Annotated in this window: 17 protein-coding genes and 2 pseudogenes; 4 read left to right on the top strand and 15 right to left on the bottom strand. The window is 41.9% G+C overall.

Annotation, left to right across the window (positions count from 1 at the left end):
* Window positions 1–25 precede the first annotated feature (25 nt).
* From AC0DBE_RS17595 to opuBA, 10 genes are all read right to left on the bottom strand, one after another.
* Window positions 26–1,396 carry a HAMP domain-containing histidine kinase gene (locus AC0DBE_RS17595; protein ID WP_087987527.1) on the bottom strand — a complete coding sequence of 457 codons (1,371 nt, stop codon included), beginning with the start codon at window positions 1,394–1,396 and terminating at the stop codon, window positions 26–28.
* Window positions 1,387–2,049: a response regulator transcription factor gene (locus AC0DBE_RS17590; protein WP_014115176.1), complete on the bottom strand. Its 663-nt coding sequence runs from the start codon at window positions 2,047–2,049 to the stop codon at window positions 1,387–1,389. The genes AC0DBE_RS17595 and AC0DBE_RS17590 overlap by 10 nt, the downstream gene beginning before the upstream one ends.
* Before the next feature lie 17 nt (window positions 2,050–2,066).
* A complete protein-coding gene (locus AC0DBE_RS17585; protein WP_072565272.1) occupies window positions 2,067–2,837 on the bottom strand; it encodes a lantibiotic immunity ABC transporter MutG family permease subunit in 771 nt (256 codons plus the stop codon).
* A gap of 1 nt (window position 2,838) precedes the next feature.
* The gene (locus AC0DBE_RS17580) at window positions 2,839–3,594 is read right to left on the bottom strand and encodes a lantibiotic immunity ABC transporter MutE/EpiE family permease subunit (RefSeq protein WP_061187918.1); all 756 of its coding nucleotides are present in this window, start codon (window positions 3,592–3,594) and stop codon (window positions 2,839–2,841) included.
* Window positions 3,591–4,307, bottom strand: a complete 717-nt coding sequence (locus AC0DBE_RS17575) for a lantibiotic protection ABC transporter ATP-binding protein (protein ID WP_014115179.1) — start codon at window positions 4,305–4,307, stop codon at window positions 3,591–3,593. The genes AC0DBE_RS17580 and AC0DBE_RS17575 overlap by 4 nt, the downstream gene beginning before the upstream one ends.
* Before the next feature lie 13 nt (window positions 4,308–4,320).
* Complete coding sequence (locus AC0DBE_RS17570) at window positions 4,321–4,812, bottom strand: NisI/SpaI family lantibiotic immunity lipoprotein (RefSeq protein ID WP_072181750.1); 492 nt, start codon at window positions 4,810–4,812, stop codon at window positions 4,321–4,323.
* A gap of 361 nt (window positions 4,813–5,173) precedes the next feature.
* On the bottom strand, window positions 5,174–5,845 hold the full coding sequence (locus AC0DBE_RS17565; protein ID WP_014115185.1) for an ABC transporter permease: 672 nt from the start codon (window positions 5,843–5,845) through the stop codon (window positions 5,174–5,176).
* Window positions 5,846–5,861: 16 nt separating this feature from the next.
* Window positions 5,862–6,782, bottom strand: coding sequence for a choline ABC transporter substrate-binding lipoprotein OpuBC (gene opuBC, locus AC0DBE_RS17560; protein WP_014115186.1), 921 nt, complete (start codon window positions 6,780–6,782; stop codon window positions 5,862–5,864).
* An 11-nt stretch (window positions 6,783–6,793) separates the two neighbouring features.
* The gene (opuBB, locus tag AC0DBE_RS17555; RefSeq protein ID WP_072181752.1) at window positions 6,794–7,447 is read right to left on the bottom strand and encodes a choline ABC transporter permease OpuBB; all 654 of its coding nucleotides are present in this window, start codon (window positions 7,445–7,447) and stop codon (window positions 6,794–6,796) included.
* A gap of 14 nt (window positions 7,448–7,461) precedes the next feature.
* Window positions 7,462–8,607 carry a choline ABC transporter ATP-binding protein OpuBA gene (gene opuBA, locus AC0DBE_RS17550; protein WP_014115188.1) on the bottom strand — a complete coding sequence of 382 codons (1,146 nt, stop codon included), beginning with the start codon at window positions 8,605–8,607 and terminating at the stop codon, window positions 7,462–7,464.
* A 284-nt stretch (window positions 8,608–8,891) separates the two neighbouring features.
* Here opuBA and AC0DBE_RS17545 point away from each other — a divergent pair, with 284 nt between their 5' ends.
* A complete protein-coding gene (locus tag AC0DBE_RS17545) occupies window positions 8,892–9,425 on the top strand; it encodes a GbsR/MarR family transcriptional regulator (RefSeq protein ID WP_014115190.1) in 534 nt (177 codons plus the stop codon).
* Between the two features lie 33 nt (window positions 9,426–9,458).
* Here AC0DBE_RS17545 and opuCD read toward each other — a convergent pair whose 3' ends face one another.
* Genes opuCD through opuCA form a run of 4 tightly spaced genes read right to left on the bottom strand, consistent with a single transcriptional unit; the run spans window position 9,459 to window position 12,891 of the window.
* A complete protein-coding gene (gene opuCD / locus AC0DBE_RS17540; RefSeq protein ID WP_114151232.1) occupies window positions 9,459–10,127 on the bottom strand; it encodes a glycine betaine/carnitine/choline/choline sulfate ABC transporter permease OpuCD in 669 nt (222 codons plus the stop codon).
* Between the two features lie 17 nt (window positions 10,128–10,144).
* Window positions 10,145–11,062 carry an osmoprotectant ABC transporter substrate-binding lipoprotein OpuCC gene (opuCC, locus tag AC0DBE_RS17535; RefSeq protein WP_014115192.1) on the bottom strand — a complete coding sequence of 306 codons (918 nt, stop codon included), beginning with the start codon at window positions 11,060–11,062 and terminating at the stop codon, window positions 10,145–10,147.
* Window positions 11,063–11,075: 13 nt separating this feature from the next.
* Window positions 11,076–11,729: a glycine betaine/carnitine/choline/choline sulfate ABC transporter permease OpuCB gene (gene opuCB, locus AC0DBE_RS17530; RefSeq protein ID WP_003219978.1), complete on the bottom strand. Its 654-nt coding sequence runs from the start codon at window positions 11,727–11,729 to the stop codon at window positions 11,076–11,078.
* A gap of 22 nt (window positions 11,730–11,751) precedes the next feature.
* Window positions 11,752–12,891 carry an osmoprotectant ABC transporter ATP-binding protein OpuCA gene (opuCA, locus tag AC0DBE_RS17525; RefSeq protein ID WP_114151231.1) on the bottom strand — a complete coding sequence of 380 codons (1,140 nt, stop codon included), beginning with the start codon at window positions 12,889–12,891 and terminating at the stop codon, window positions 11,752–11,754.
* A 263-nt stretch (window positions 12,892–13,154) separates the two neighbouring features.
* On the opposite strand from opuCA, the gene opcR reads away from it, so the two are divergent.
* Window positions 13,155–13,712, top strand: a complete 558-nt coding sequence (gene opcR, locus AC0DBE_RS17520) for an opuC operon transcriptional regulator OpcR (RefSeq protein ID WP_014115194.1) — start codon at window positions 13,155–13,157, stop codon at window positions 13,710–13,712.
* Between the two features lie 17 nt (window positions 13,713–13,729).
* Here opcR and AC0DBE_RS17515 read toward each other — a convergent pair.
* Window positions 13,730–13,846 (bottom strand): annotated as a pseudogene (locus AC0DBE_RS17515) (MarC family protein); the annotation flags it as partial.
* Between AC0DBE_RS17515 and AC0DBE_RS17510 the strand changes: the two are divergent.
* Both AC0DBE_RS17510 and AC0DBE_RS17505 read left to right on the top strand, forming a co-directional pair.
* Window positions 13,842–14,087 (top strand): annotated as a pseudogene (locus AC0DBE_RS17510) (YvbH-like oligomerization domain-containing protein); the annotation flags it as partial. The pseudogenes AC0DBE_RS17515 and AC0DBE_RS17510 sit on opposite strands and share 5 nt — an antisense overlap.
* Window positions 14,088–14,239: 152 nt before the next feature.
* Window positions 14,240–14,938 carry a zinc ribbon domain-containing protein gene (locus tag AC0DBE_RS17505; RefSeq protein ID WP_457895395.1) on the top strand — a complete coding sequence of 233 codons (699 nt, stop codon included), beginning with the start codon at window positions 14,240–14,242 and terminating at the stop codon, window positions 14,936–14,938.
* Window positions 14,939–14,973: the final 35 nt, after the last annotated feature.

Below are 14,973 nucleotides of genomic sequence, written 5' to 3'. Positions count from 1 at the left end.
AGATAGGACGTGGGCTTTATTCGTTTCATAAGGGTATTTTTACTCGAACCTCTGCTCCACCCGCTATAGTGTTCCCAAGAGTAAGTTCTCCATTATGTAGCTTCACTGCATTTTTTGCAAAAGTCAATCCCATTCCATAATGACCTTTAGAATGACGGCTCTTGTCATCCATATAAAAAAGTTCTGTGGCTTTTTTTAATCCCATTTCCGAAAATCCATTTCCCGTGTCTTTTACAAAAAAATAAAATATCTCAGAATCGCATTCTGCATGCACCGAGACAGTGCCGCCTTCCGGTGTATAATCAACTGCGTTTGTTAAGATATTCAATAATGCCCTATGTAACAATTGCCAGTCTATTTTCGCTTCTTTCATTAGATTTTCTTTTTTGAACGAAATGTTTATATTTTTATTTCCTTTATAGGCGGATATATCTTTCAGTAGGGTTTCTGTCAACTTATCTACAGATGCTTTCTCCAAATGAACAGTTAAGGCATCCTCCGTTTTCGAAAGATGAATCAGCTGATAAATATATTGTTCAATCTGATTTCCTGCTCCAAGAATATACTTTGTATACTCAGCTTGTTCCTCGTTTTGTATTGACAAGCTGAGTAATTCAGCATTCCCCTTAATAATGGTAATCGGAATCTTGATATCATGTGCCAAAGCACCTATTTGTTCTTTCTTGTTTTTTTCTAAACGCCACTGTGCCTCAAGTGAGGACTGGAGAGCATCTCTCATTTCAATCAAGGAGTCAATCACATCATCGAATTCCTTAATATGTGTAAATTCGGGAGTGAATTGCAAATTTTGCTCTTTTATATATCGAGTGATTAAGTTCAATGTCTCAAAATGTTTTCTTAATCTATTCGCAAAGTAAGTTGTTATAATAGAGATAACTATAATGAGCAAGATAATCAAAATACAAATACTCGTTAATTCATAATTAGGAAGGTATTTTCTTAGTAAAGGCGAAGTGAAATCTGCACGCAATGAATATTGCAAAACACAATATTCATCGTTTCTTTCTATAACCAAATATCCTTTTTGCTTATAATTGACATACGGTTTTTTTTCAATCTTCTTTTTTACAAGCTGCAAATCTTTTTCTTTAATATTTCCAGCTGTTTTTTGTTTTGTTTCTTTATCAAGGATGGCATATGACATTGTATCAGGAATCATATCAGCAGTTACTTTGTCGATGCTTTCCAGCTTCACCGCCAGTTTTTCTGCTTCTCGTTCATTATAATTCGCTGGGTGTGAGAAACCTGTATTCATTGCGATCGTATTCATAAATAAATATAGCAGAGCAAGTATGACCAAACTAATACATAGAGTCACCATATACTTTATCAGTTCTCTAAGAAGTGTTTTCTGCCCCTTAAAACCTATTCCCATTTGTATCCAACGCCCCATACCGTTTTAATGGGGTCTGCATTATGCTCTTTACATTTTTTTCGAATCGTTCGAATAAATTCAGTAATTGTTGAATACAAGGCATTCCCCTCTAATCCATATATCTCCTCATAAATTTGTTCTCTTGAAAAAGTTCTCCCTTTATGTTGAGCTAAAAATTCACAGATTTTATATTCATTTTTTGTTAGGTTGAGTTTGTTGTTATTAATAAATACTTCTTTACTATCAAAATGAAATAAAAAACCGGAGATAACTCTCTTCGATTGATGTTTATCTCTCCGTTCTCTTCTTAAGTGAGCATTAACTCTGGCACTAAGCTCTCTAACGCCGAACGGCTTAGTAATATAATCATCTCCGCCGGTAATGAGGCCTTTTACTATCGCTTCCTCTTCCGTTTTAGCTGTGAGGAATAAAATTGGACAATCAACCAAAGGCCGTATCTGTTTACATAACTCAAAACCGTCAATATCCGGCATCATAACATCAAGCAAAATTAAATCATACCCTTGAAATAAATCAGGCGGCTGGCCTTTAACACGATCTAAAGTGTCAACTTGATGCTGATCACGGCGCAAAATATTTTGTATCAGTACAAGAATATCTTTTTCATCATCGACAGCAAGGATTTTTGCCATTTCCCGGCCCCCTCATACTATTCAAACGTTTTTCTGCCTTCCCATTTACTAAACCATATAAGACTGGCAATGATTGTACATATTATACCAAAAACCATAATCAATTCCCCTGAATTCATTTCATGCATTAACAAAGGATTATCACCTTGATTTACTTCTTTAAAGTGAAGTACTCCATTTAAACCTGACAATCGAATCCCCCAAGCCCACGGGTTAAATTTCCACATCATATCCCCTAATCCAGTGTTCATTAGAGCTGTCATGAGCAGGCCGGCTCCTCCTATCAGGACAGAAGCCCCCATTCCAAACATACAGCTGATAAAAAAGTAAATACAATACAGGACTACACTGCCCGCAACTAGCCAAGCACCACCCATTATAAAAATACCGTAAGACAAATCCGGCACTTTTAAAATAAACTTTAATCCTATTATATAGATGAATAGCGCTAAACCAATAGAGCACAACCCCATGAAAAGCAGCATTAACATTTTACTCACATAAGCAATGACTTTCGGAGATGTGCTCCCTAGTAACACTTGAAATTTCCCTGCCTGTTCTTCTAAGGATGCAGTCATTCCGCATAGCACCCCGATGAGCAGCGGCAATGCTACTGCAACAGCTTCCATAAAAGATTTATACAAGTGAAATTGGCTTTGATCTCTCCCATAAAAATACAGGATCAAAACACAGGAACAAACTATAGGAATAATAAAATGCAGCCACATAAAGGAGGTGTGCTTGCTTTTCTGGAAATCAGCTTGTAAACACCTCAAAAGCAATCTCACCTTACATCGCCCCCTGCTTTTTTGTTCTGTAATCGATTGAAGGGGCAAATGAACGACTGGTTAAAAATGACAGTATCAAAAATAATAGAATAGAAATCAATATAGCAGGAGGGACGACCAGCCAACTCAACAAAGGATCATTTTTTTCAAGCAACAGACCGTTAGGATGAATACCAATAGTTGGACTCATCATTCGAATTGGCCAGCTCCAAGGAATAAACCACCAAAAGGAACGAGATGCCGGCATAATGCCCAGAACGAAGGTTCCTATAAGATTTAACATTACCGCTATTGTAAGCCCCCACTTTTTGGCCACAAATAAACAGAGTGGAATTTGCCAAAGACTTGTCATCCAAAGTAACAAACTCGCGGCAATTGTAGAAAGCGTAATAATGGCAAAATCAGCTATAACGAATCCCATGAGTAACATAAAAACTAAAAATACAATCTGAGATAATAGCGAATAAAACATGATAATTATAATCTTTGCATACCATAATCTCCCTAAATCTATAGGTAATGAATACGTACCATTATAATTAGAAGCCTTTTTTTCTTTTTGATGAGATAAAGAACAAAATAAAGCAATCATCACCGGCATAAATATAATAGACCACCAGTTAAAAGTACCGGATACAAAAAATTGAATGTTCATTAAAAAAGAAAAACCTATATTAAGAAGAGGCACAAAGATAATCATTTTTCTGGAAAACGTCCTCTTAAACTTCAGGTTTTCGGCTTTTATATAATTTATCATCTATCTACACCTTCTTTTTCACGGCTTGACTTTACAACTTCCATAAACAAGTGCTCCAAATCATCAGCCTTGTTTATTTCACCCTGATACCCAAGGTGACCGCCGATGATAATCCCAATATGATCTGCTATTTGTTCGACTTCTGAAAGAATGTGGCTAGATAAAATCACCGTTATTCCTTCCTGAGGAAATGAGCGAATTAGGTCCCTAAGCTCCTGTATACCTATTGGATCTAGCCCGTTTGTAGGCTCATCAAGAATTAATAATTTAGGATGATTTAATAAGGCGATTGCAATTCCAAGCCGCTGCCTCATTCCCATCGAAAACTGCCCTGCTCTTTTCTTTCCAGCATGCTCCATATCCACAGTCTTTAGCACACTGTGAATGCGATCTTCAGAAAGACCGAGCAGCGTGGCATGGACTTTCACATTTTCAAATGCAGTTAAATTATCGTAAAGAGGTGGAGTTTCTATTAACGATCCGATATTTTGTAAATCAGATCGTTTCCATTTATGTCCGTCGAAGAAAACCTCACCAGAAGTCTTCCGTAAAATTCCTGTTAAAATTTTAAGTGTTGTCGATTTTCCAGCTCCATTTGGTCCCAGCAGACCATAAATGCTGTTTTTTTGAACAGTTAATGAAACATCTGAAACAGCTGTTTCTTTGCCAAACTTTTTTGTAAGGCTTTTGGTTTCTAATAGGACTGTACTCATGTCACTCTCTCCCTTATTCCTTTTCATTCTTTATTAAAACCGCTCGATAATACTCACGATTAAACTCAACAATGATTTCATTTTTGGCATCAGGATCCTCGTTTGTACTGTAAACCTTCCCATAGCGTAATGGTTTTTTCTCTCTGATTTCATCCGGGTCATTAGAGATATACGGTTCTTTCAGTTCTTCTTCCGACCATCTCTTTCCATCACCATCTACAAAGAAAGTTTGGCCTATTGCCCCTATTACTTTTCCTTTTTTGTCTTCATCAACTTTATCTTTCAGCTGATAAAGTTTATCGTCATAGACCACTTGATCGAGTTTTCCCTTATCAATCAGGCTCTCCATTGTTTCAGATGTATCGTTTTCATTATCATCAGTAAAATGCATTGTTTTTTTTGTTTCTTCAACAACTTTATCTTTAAACTTTATTAATGATTGACAAGCAGATAACATAAATAAAACAATAAAACAGCCTAAAATGTATATACATCTTTTCAACATACACCCCTCCACTTATTACATTTCTATAAAAATAGAGTTCTTTTATCTACATGACAGAACTTCACTATCTGAATGATGATCATTGTAAAATACTTTTATCAGAATTTAATCAAAATACATTAGCAGATAAATAAGCGATAGAAAAAGAGTGCAATTGGTGACACTTCCACACATTAAAATCAATCTCATATTTTGATCACCGTTGTTTAGATAAATAAGGGCAGGGAATGCACTAATGCCAGAGTTCGACAATTTAAAATACATTTGCAGATCCCCTCAATTTTTTCATCAAGATTATTTATTAAGCCTCATAAAAAAAGGACTCTTTTCCCTCTCAGAAAAGAATCCATTTTGCTTAACTCTATACACTTATTAACTTTTTTCTATTTTTTTGTTTCACTGGATTCAACAACCTTTCAATCCAGGCCATTATCAGATCTGCTCCTATGGCCATCACCGCAGTCGGGATCGCGCCAGCGAGAATAATCGCAGTTCCGTTTGTCGCATTTGAGCCGCGGACGATCATATCCCCGAGCCCCCCGGCGCCGACAAATGTACCGATTGCTGTAATCCCGATGGCAATGACGAGAGCCGTGCGCAAGCCTGCCATAATGACAGAAAGCGCGAGCGGAAGCTCAACCATCCGGAGCACCTGGAATTTCGTCATGCCCATTGCGTTTCCCGATTCTAAGTAGGCGTGTTCAATGCTGACAATGCCTGTATACGTGTTTCGGATAATCGGCAGGAGGGAATACAGAAATAATGATACAATCACGGTGTTTGCGCCGAGCCCCATGACAAGCATTAAAACGGCCAGCATCGCGAGCGCAGGGATTGTCTGGATGACATTTGTTACAGCGAACACCCAGGCTGATAAGCGGCGATAATGCGCAATGAGGATTCCGACCGGAACCCCGACGACAGCAGCAAACAATACGCCGTAAACCGACATGAGAAAGTGGCGGCCGAATTCATCCATGACGTAGCTGCCGTTTTGCGCGTAATATGTCATTAACTGATCAAGCACGTTCATTGGCTTCGTCCTCCTTTCACGATTCGAAGTAGTGGTGTTTTTCTAAATATTCCTTGGCAACGACAGACGGTTCTTTTAGATTGCCGTCGACTTCATAGTTAAGCTCCTGCATTGTGGCTGTGTCGATTTTCCCGATCATTTTCTGGATGGTGCCTTCAAGCTCAGGATGTTCTTTGAGCACTTGTTCCGGAACAACCGGAGAGCAATCGTACGGCGGGAAAAATTGCTTATCATCCTTTAGCATTTTGAGACCATAGGACTTGATTCTTCCATCAGTCGAATACGCGAGGACAATGTCCATTTTTCCGCTTTTTACCGCATCATACACAAGCCCGATCTGCATTGGATACGTGCCGCCGAATGTCATGCCGTAGGTTTTCGTAAAATCTTGATAGCCGTTTCCCTTGAGCTTCATCCAATAGTTATCGACACCCAGCTTTAATTGCGGTGCCCATTTTTTCACATCTGATACGTTTTCTAAATGATATTGATCCGCCAGCTCCTTGCTGACCGTAAAGGCATACGTATTATCAAACCCGTAGGAGTCATACCATTTTAAATCATATCTTTTTTTAAACTCCCGCTGTGTTAGCGCCAGCGCTTTCTCCGGATCTTTCTCAGGTTCCATTCGCAGCGTTCCTGGCAGCGCGTCTCCCGTATATCTTGTGGCCGCAATGTCGATTTCCCCGTTCATTAAGGCCTGCTGCTGTACCGCGTTGGAGCCGAGATTTTTAATGGTTGTTGTTTTAAGATCAGTATGGTGTTCGATCAGCTGGCCAAGCATGCTGGCGATGATTTCTGATTCGCTCATGCTTTGCGCGCCGATTTTAATGGTCTGGTCTGAAGCGGCGCTGAGCCCCGGAAGCGAACAGCCACTCAACGTCAGCATTGCTGCGAGCGTTAACCCGATCATCCATTTGAGATATTTTCTTTTCATGAGCCGCCTCCTTATGAAACTTCCTTTAATCTCTGCATGCCGGCAGGTGTCAGTTTTCGTTCAGTCACTGCCAGCACATAATCAATCACAATTGCCAATATTGTAACGGGCACCGCGCCCCCGATGATATATTCCGGCTGATATAAATTCAGTCCGATAAAAATATAATCACCCAATCCGCCGCCTCCGATAAAGGAAGCAAGCGTAGCCCAGCCGATTAAGTAAATCGTCGATGTTCTGATTCCCGCCATAATGACAGGTGCGGCAAGCGGCAGCTCCACCAGGCGGACTTGTTCAGCCGGCGTCATTCCGATGCCTTTGCCAGACTCGAGCAGATTTTTGTTGACACCGCGAATGCCGGTATACGTGTTGCGCAGAATCGGCAGAACGGAGTAGAAAAACAATGCCACAATAGCTGGAACCTTCCCGACACCCAGTAGCGGAATAAAGAAGGCGAGAATCGCCAGACTCGGCAGCGTTTGAATGATATTGACGATGCCGATAATGGTGCCAGCTCCCTTTTTCATTCTAGTAAGGACAACCCCGAGGGGAACGGCAACGAGCACGCCTAAGATAACAGCAATGAGCGATATCGTGATATGCTCAAATGTTTTATAAAGGAGTTCGCCCCCGTTGGTTTGCAAAAATTGAATAATTTGATGCATGACTTATCGCCTCCCTATGACAATACCGCGAGCTGCTTTTCTTCTCCCCAGAGGGAGTCATACACAATGTCGACCAGACTCGCTCTAGTCACAATTCCGATTAAGCGCCGATTTTCATCCACAACAGGGACATATTTGACACCCCGTTTTAAAATTTTACGGACCGTGTCGCGCAGCAATGTGCCGCCCAATACTGTGTAAAGATCTTCATGCAGAACCTCTCCTACGAGATTGGCTTTTTTCCTGCATTGATCAATGATTTCAACATCCACATAGCCTTGGAGAACGTGCTCGTCATCAACGACAAGCAATGAATCGACACGCTCCTGCCTCATCAGCTGAATCGCTTCAGAAAGCGTTTTATCCGCGGTAATCGTTACAGGCTGCGTGTTCATAATCTGGTCAACCCGTTCCACATCCGGGCTGGATGACTGAATCAGCCGCTCCTTGCCGATAAATTCCTCAACAAATTCGTCTGCCGGATTTCTCAAAATATCATCGGGCGTTCCAACTTGAACGATTTCTCCCGCTTTTAAAATCACAATCCGGTCTGCCAGCTTAATCGCTTCATCCATATCGTGGGTAACAAATACGATGGTTTTATGTAAGGTTTTTTGCAGTTTTTTAAATTCTTCCTGAAGGGAATCCCTCGTAATCGGGTCGAGTGCCCCAAACGGTTCATCCATTAAGATAAGCGGCGGCTCCGCGGCAAGTGCCCGTAATACACCAATTCGCTGCTGCTGTCCCCCGCTTAATTCATGAGGGTAACGGTCTAAATATTCTGGCCCCATATCGACCAATTTCAGAAGCTCACGCGCCCGTTCTTTCCGCTGCTGCTCCGGCCATTTCAGCAGTTTAGGGACAAGAGAAATGTTCTGCTGAATGGTCATATGGGGAAACAGGCCGATCTGCTGAATGACATAGCCGATCTTACGCCTAAGCTCTACAGGGTCCTGTTCCATGATGTTTTCGCCGTCAATGAAAATCTTGCCGGCGGAAGGCTCAATTAATCGGTTAATCATTTTCATTGTTGTCGTTTTCCCGCAGCCGCTCGGACCGATAAAACAGATAAATTCCCCTTTTGCAATCTTAAGATTCACGTTGTTCACGGCTTTTTTGCCGCCCTTGTATGTTTTCGAGACATTTTCTAATGTCAGCAAACATCGCACCTCCAAAATTAAGTTTATTCAATTCGTTCAGTTTATATTTAATTTTTCAGACAATTGAATGCTTCCCATTATAGAATAAAGTTTATAAAATAAAAAGTTTACAATTTGTTCATATTGTTTATAAAGTATGTGTAAGCGCTGATTTACCCGCATTGACCTGTGATGATCTCCTTATTGCTCCAATTTCCTGCCAAATTCTCTTGTTGCAGCATTTCCGCCGTATCAAAAATGTGGTATATTGACATCGGAATTGTTAGCTGAAAGGATTGAAACCGTTGGAGAAAGATCCGTTAACGATCATTGAACAAGCTGAGGACCATTTAATAGAAAGAATCGCAGAAAACATGCATGCATTTGGAATGCCCTCTACCGTCGGACGTGTGCTGGGCATTATTTATATGAATCGAAAACCGATGACGCTGACCGAATTGTCTGAAGCGACCGGCATGAGCAAAACACGCATGAGCCAGGTTGTGCGGGAAATGCTAGATGCCAACATTGCCGAAAAAGTGTTCGAAAAGGGCGTGAGAAAAGATTTATATGAGGTTGAGCAGGACTACTACCAAACGTTTATCACGCTGTTTACAGCCACTTGGAGCAAAGTCGTCAGCAAAAACAAAATGATGCATAAAAAACTCAATCGGGAACTGCTCAGCGTCTTGGATGAAGAGCTTACCCCTGAAGCGGAAGAAAAAGTGAATGAGCTTCTGAAGGAATTAAAAGAATGGCTCGATTATTATAATTGGCTCGGGCGATTGATTGAGTTTTTTGAAAGCGAAGAGATTTTTAAATATGTGCCGAAGCCGTAAAAAAACGCCCTGTCATTCACAAGGCGTTTTTTCTTATGCGGCGCTGGCCAGATTTTTCTTCTTTTTAATCGGGCTTAACGCGCGTTCAAGCCAGCCCATGACCAAATCGGCAATCACCGCCATCAGAGCTGTGGGGATCGCGCCCGCTAATATTATCGCTGTTCCGTTTGTTGCGTTTGATCCCCTGACGATGATATCCCCCAGTCCGCCTGCACCGACAAATGTTCCGATGGCCGTAATGCCGATCGCAATGACAAGCGCTGTGCGAAGGCCCGCCATAATGACAGAAAGTGCAAGCGGAAGCTCGACCATCCGCAGCACTTGAAATTTTGTCATTCCCATCGCTTTTCCGGATTCAAGATAAGTGTGTTCAATGCTGATAATGCCTGTATACGTGTTTCTGATAATCGGCAGAAGTGAATACAGAAATAATGACAATATCACCGTATTAGCGCCCAGCCCCATGACAAGCATCAGCACAGCGAGCATGGCGAGAGCCGGGATGGTCTGAATGACGTTCGTCACCGCAAAAATCCACCCGCTTAATGTTCTGTATCTGGCGATCAGAATGCCGAGCGGAATTCCAACAATGGCGGCAAATAAAACGCCGTACACCGACATCAGAAAATGGCGGTAAAACTCCTGCAGCACGTAACCGCCGTTTTGCGAATAGTAAGTGCCAAGCTGCTGTAGTACTTCCATATGATCCGCCTCTTTTCTTAGTCAAAATAATGATGTTTCTCTAAAAATTCCTTTGCTACGACAGAAGGCTCCTTCAGTTTGCCATCTACCTCATAGTTAAGCTCCTGCATCGTTTCCGTATCGATTTGCCCAATCAGCTTATTGATCACACCTTCAAGCTCCGGATGTTCCTTAAGCACTTTTTCCGGAATCACCGGTGAACAGTCATACGGCGGGAAGAAACGCTTATCGTCTTTTAAGATTTTCAGATCATAGGCTTTAATCCGTCCATCCGTTGAATAAGCCAGAACGGCGTCCATTTTCCCATTTTTGACTGCGTCATAGACAAGCCCGATCTGCATCGGATAAGTTGTGCCGAACTCAAAGCCATATGTGCTGACAAAGCCTTTATATCCGTCGCCTTTTCGTTTCAGCCAAGCATTGTCGACGCCCAATTTATATTGTGAAGCGTTTTTCTTCAGGTCAGACACGGTGTTAATATGCTCCTTTTCCGCAAACTTTTTTGTTACAGTGAAGGCATATGTGTTATCAAATCCGTAGGAATCAAACCATTTATAGGAAAAGCGCTTCTTAAACTCGTTCTGCACAATGTTAAGTGCTTTTTTCGGATCCTTTTCCGCTTCCTTGCCGAGGGTGCTTGTTAAATCCGTTCCGGAATAGCGCGTGGCAGAAATATCAATGTCACCGCCCAGCATTGCTTGGTGCTGTACATAGTTTGATCCGAGGTTTTTCACTAAAGCGGTATTCAAATCTGTATCATGTTCAATAAGCTGCGCGATCATATTCGCTAAAATTTCTGATTCTGTCATGCTTTGCGCCCCGATTTTGATCGTTTCATCTGAAGCGCCGCCGAGTCCCGGCAAAGCACAGCCGCTCAGCAGCAGGACAAAGGTGAGAGCGAGCGCGCCAAGCCATTTGATTTTTTTCGTTTTCAACAAAGCCAACTCCTTACGAAACTTCCTTCATCCCTTGCAATCCTTTCGGCGTCACCTTTCGTTCTGTCACAGCCAGCACATAATCAATGATAATTGCCAGGATCGTGACCGGGACGGCGCCGCCAATGATATATTCAGGCTGATACAGGTTCAGGCCGATAAAAATGTAGTCACCGAGACCGCCGCCGCCGATAAACGACGCAAGTGTCGCCCAGCCGATTAAATAAATCGTTGACGTGCGGATTCCCGCCATGATGATCGGAATCGCCAGCGGGATTTCGACGAGCCGAATCTGCTCCCATCCGGTCATGCCAATCCCTTTTCCCGATTCCAGCAGATTTTTGTTTACACCTTTGATGCCGGTATACGTATTACGCAGGATCGGCAGCACCGAATAGAAAAATAAAGCGACAATCGCAGGCACTTTCCCTACGCCGAGAAGCGGAATAAAAAAGGCTAAAATCGCCAGACTCGGCAAGGTTTGCACAATGTTGACGACACCTATAATCGCACCTGCACCTTTTTTCATTCTAGTGAGAGCGACACCGAGCGGCACTGCTACGATTATGCCCAATACAACGGCTATGAGTGAAATATATAAATGCTCTCCTGTTTTATACAGCAGCTCTCCGCCGTTCGTTTGCAAAAAAGTCATCATTTGATTCATCTTAAAAGAGCTCCTCCCCTGTTCAGATCGTCATAAGCTGGTCTTCCTCACCCCATATAGAGTCGTATACGATATCAACAAGGCTCGCTCTCGTCACAATTCCTGCTAAATGGTTCTGTTCATCCACCACAGGAACATACTTGATTCCCTGCTTCAAGATTTTTCGGACCGTATCGCGAAGAAGCGCCCCTTTTTGTACGGTATATATATCAGAGCGGTATACATCACCAACGACGCTCGCTTTTTTGCGGTTTTGATCAATCATTTCCACATCAACATAGCCCTTCAGCACATTTTGCCGGTCTACAACGAGCAGCGAATCGACACGTTTTTCTCTCATCAGCTGAATCGCCTGAGAAAGCGTTTTGTCCGCTGTGACCGTGACAGGCGTTCTGTTCATCATCTGCTCAACCCGCTCAATTTCAGGCCTTGTCTGGATCAGGCGCTCTTTCCCGATAAATTCTTCCACAAATTCATTCGCCGGATTCCGGAGAATCTCATCAGGTGTACCGACTTGAACGATTTCTCCCGCTTTTAAAATCACAATCCGGTCAGCAAGCTTAATGGCTTCATCCATATCGTGGGTTACAAACACAATGGTTTTGTTTAGTGTTCTTTGCAGTTTTTTAAATTCTTCCTGAAGGGAATCACGCGTAATCGGATCAAGCGCTCCGAACGGTTCATCCATTAAAATGAGAGGGGGTTCCGCAGCCAGTGCACGCAGCACGCCGATTCTTTGCTGCTGTCCGCCACTGAGCTCATGGGGATAACGGTCTAAATATTCCGGGCCCATATCCACGAGCTTTAACAGCTCTCTCGCCCGTTCTTTCCGTTTTTCTTCAGGCCATTTCAGCAGTTTTGGTACGAGTGAGATATTCTGCTGAATGGTCATGTGAGGGAACAAACCAATCTGCTGAATCACATAGCCGATTTTTCTCCTCAGCTCAACCGGGTCCTGTTCCATAATATTTTCTCCGTCGATAAGGATCCTTCCCGACGATGGTTCTATCAGTCTGTTAATCATCTTCATCGTCGTCGTTTTTCCGCAGCCGCTCGGGCCGATAAAACAGATAAACTCACCCTTGGCAATATCTAAATCAATGCTGTTCACAGCTTTTTTTCCGCCCTTATATACTTTTGACACTTGTTCCAATTTCAGCAATCCGTGCACCTCCGCAGGTTTCCTTTGATTTTTCTGAAAAGTATAATCTTTATTATAGTTTGAACTTTATAAAATAAAAAGTTTACAATGTGTTGAAATTATATGTTATTTACAGATTATTTATTGTTATGATCAAAACGGAAAGGGTGTTCTTACAATTACGCCGGATACCTCCCTCTTCCTCTGCATTCAGCTATTTTCAACAACTGGCAGAAATATGATATATTGACACCATCAATTGCCATTTGAAGGGATGATCAGCTGTGGAAAAAACTGCTCTCGACATCATTGAACATGCTGAAGAGCATCTCATTGAGAAGATTGCCGATAATATGCATACGTTTGGAATGCCTTCAACTGTCGGGCGTGTGCTTGGAATTATTTATATGAATCGAAAACCGATGACATTAAGCGAGCTCTCTGAGGCAACGGGCATGAGCAAAACACGGATGAGCCAGGTTGTCCGTGAAATGATCGATGCCAATATTGCCGAAAAGGTGTTTGAAAAAGGCGTACGAAAAGACCTTTATGACGTCGAGCAGGATTATTATCAAACCTTCATTTCTTTATTTGCGGCGAATTGGACAAAGGTCGTGAGCAAAAACAAAGTGCTGTATAAAAAATTAAACCGGGAGCTGACTGATCTTTTACAAAGGGACGGGCTTACCCCCGAAGCGGAAGAGAAAGTCAATCAGCTGCTGAATGAACTAAGAGAATGGCTTCATTACTATGACTGGCTGAGCAGATTGATTGAATTTTTCGAGAGTGAGGAAGTCTTTCAATACGTGCCGAAAACAAAAGAAAGCAGCTCCCTGAAGTAAGGGAACTGCTTTTTGCATTATGACGTTAAGATCGGAAACATGCCTCTCAGCCCGGCACCAATCATTCCGACCGCAACGACCGCCAAGATTAATCCCATCAGTCTGGTAATGACGTTCATCTCGGTTTTAAAGTTAAAAGACCTATATAAAGCACTGCTTCGCATCGCCAAAACAATCTATGAAAATGATATTTTAATCAATCAAGCGGAACAAAGCTTAGATAAAGCCGTGACTATTCTTCATCACACCCGTCCTGAACACGTCAACATTGTTTCTCAATATAAAGAACTGGCCGAAATCAGATTCACTTGGCTGACATCCGTTCACTCGCAGTATCATCTTAAGGATTTTGGAGATGTATTTGAAAAATATTTAATAACTAGCATAAAAAAAGACACAGCTGGTATTGGGCTCGTGTCTTTTTTGTGTGGTATTTTTGTATGAATATTGGTTACTTTACAACTTTTTTCTTTTATAATAAAACTAGTAGTCTATTTTCCCTATATTACAGCTAAAGGAGTTATTTTATGTATTGTCCTCAATGCGGCCATCAAACAGATGGCGGAAAGTTTTGTGAGAAATGCGGATCACCGCTCCCTGGTCAATCAGGCCAACAGCAGGCAGCGCAAACCGGAGCCGCTGCAAAACAAGCAGCAAAGCAGTTCGGATCTTTTGTCCTGGCCGTCCTGAAACGCCCTTATCAGGAATGTAAAACAACAGGCGGAGAGGAGCTGATCAGCGCGATAATTACGTTGGTTCTTTTCAGTTTGCTGACCCCTTTGATGTTTTATATTCTTTTTTCAGACGGTCCCGGCAGTGTAAGCTTTACAGCAGTCTTTTTAGAGCCAACCATTTACTTTGCCCTGTTTATTTTCGGTTTGCATGCATTGATCTTTTTCGCCTTAAAAATCGCGGGAAACCCAGTATCTTTCAAAGATTCATTTTCCAGATTTGGTGCGTTTCTCATTCCATTTACGGCTATTTTGATTATTGCCCTTTTATTCTTTTTATTACATACAGACATATGCTTCACCGTGTTAGCTGTTGGTTTAATCGGTGCATTCTTTGCCATTCCTCCTGCGATGCTGAGCAGTTACCAGCATTCATATAAAGGAAAGGTTGATATCATTTACTCAACGATTGTGATTTATCTGATCACATGCGTTACATTTCAGCTTATTATCGAACACTATATGAAAGAGATTTTCCGTTATATGCTCTTTTAAAAACAACCCCATCACCTGCTGGTGATGGGGTTATT

It is taken from the genome of Bacillus sp. VA15 (assembly GCF_055721145.1).
Note: the sequence above shows the minus strand (reverse complement) of the source record. Positions and strands in the feature narration are given on the sequence as shown.

Coding starts and splice junctions, on each gene's coding strand:
- AC0DBE_RS17595 (WP_087987527.1), bottom strand. CDS start 1,396: ATGGGAATAGGTTTTAAGGGGCAGAAAACACTTCTTAGAGAACTGATA.
- AC0DBE_RS17590 (WP_014115176.1), bottom strand. CDS start 2,049: ATGGCAAAAATCCTTGCTGTCGATGATGAAAAAGATATTCTTGTACTG.
- AC0DBE_RS17580 (WP_061187918.1), bottom strand. CDS start 3,594: ATGATAAATTATATAAAAGCCGAAAACCTGAAGTTTAAGAGGACGTTT.
- AC0DBE_RS17575 (WP_014115179.1), bottom strand. CDS start 4,307: ATGAGTACAGTCCTATTAGAAACCAAAAGCCTTACAAAAAAGTTTGGC.
- AC0DBE_RS17570 (WP_072181750.1), bottom strand. CDS start 4,812: ATGTTGAAAAGATGTATATACATTTTAGGCTGTTTTATTGTTTTATTT.
- AC0DBE_RS17565 (WP_014115185.1), bottom strand. CDS start 5,845: ATGAACGTGCTTGATCAGTTAATGACATATTACGCGCAAAACGGCAGC.
- opuBC (WP_014115186.1), bottom strand. CDS start 6,782: ATGAAAAGAAAATATCTCAAATGGATGATCGGGTTAACGCTCGCAGCA.
- opuBB (WP_072181752.1), bottom strand. CDS start 7,447: ATGCATCAAATTATTCAATTTTTGCAAACCAACGGGGGCGAACTCCTT.
- opuCD (WP_114151232.1), bottom strand. CDS start 10,127: ATGGAAGTACTACAGCAGCTTGGCACTTACTATTCGCAAAACGGCGGT.
- opuCB (WP_003219978.1), bottom strand. CDS start 11,729: ATGAATCAAATGATGACTTTTTTGCAAACGAACGGCGGAGAGCTGCTG.
- AC0DBE_RS17505 (WP_457895395.1), top strand. CDS start 14,240: ATGTATTGTCCTCAATGCGGCCATCAAACAGATGGCGGAAAGTTTTGT.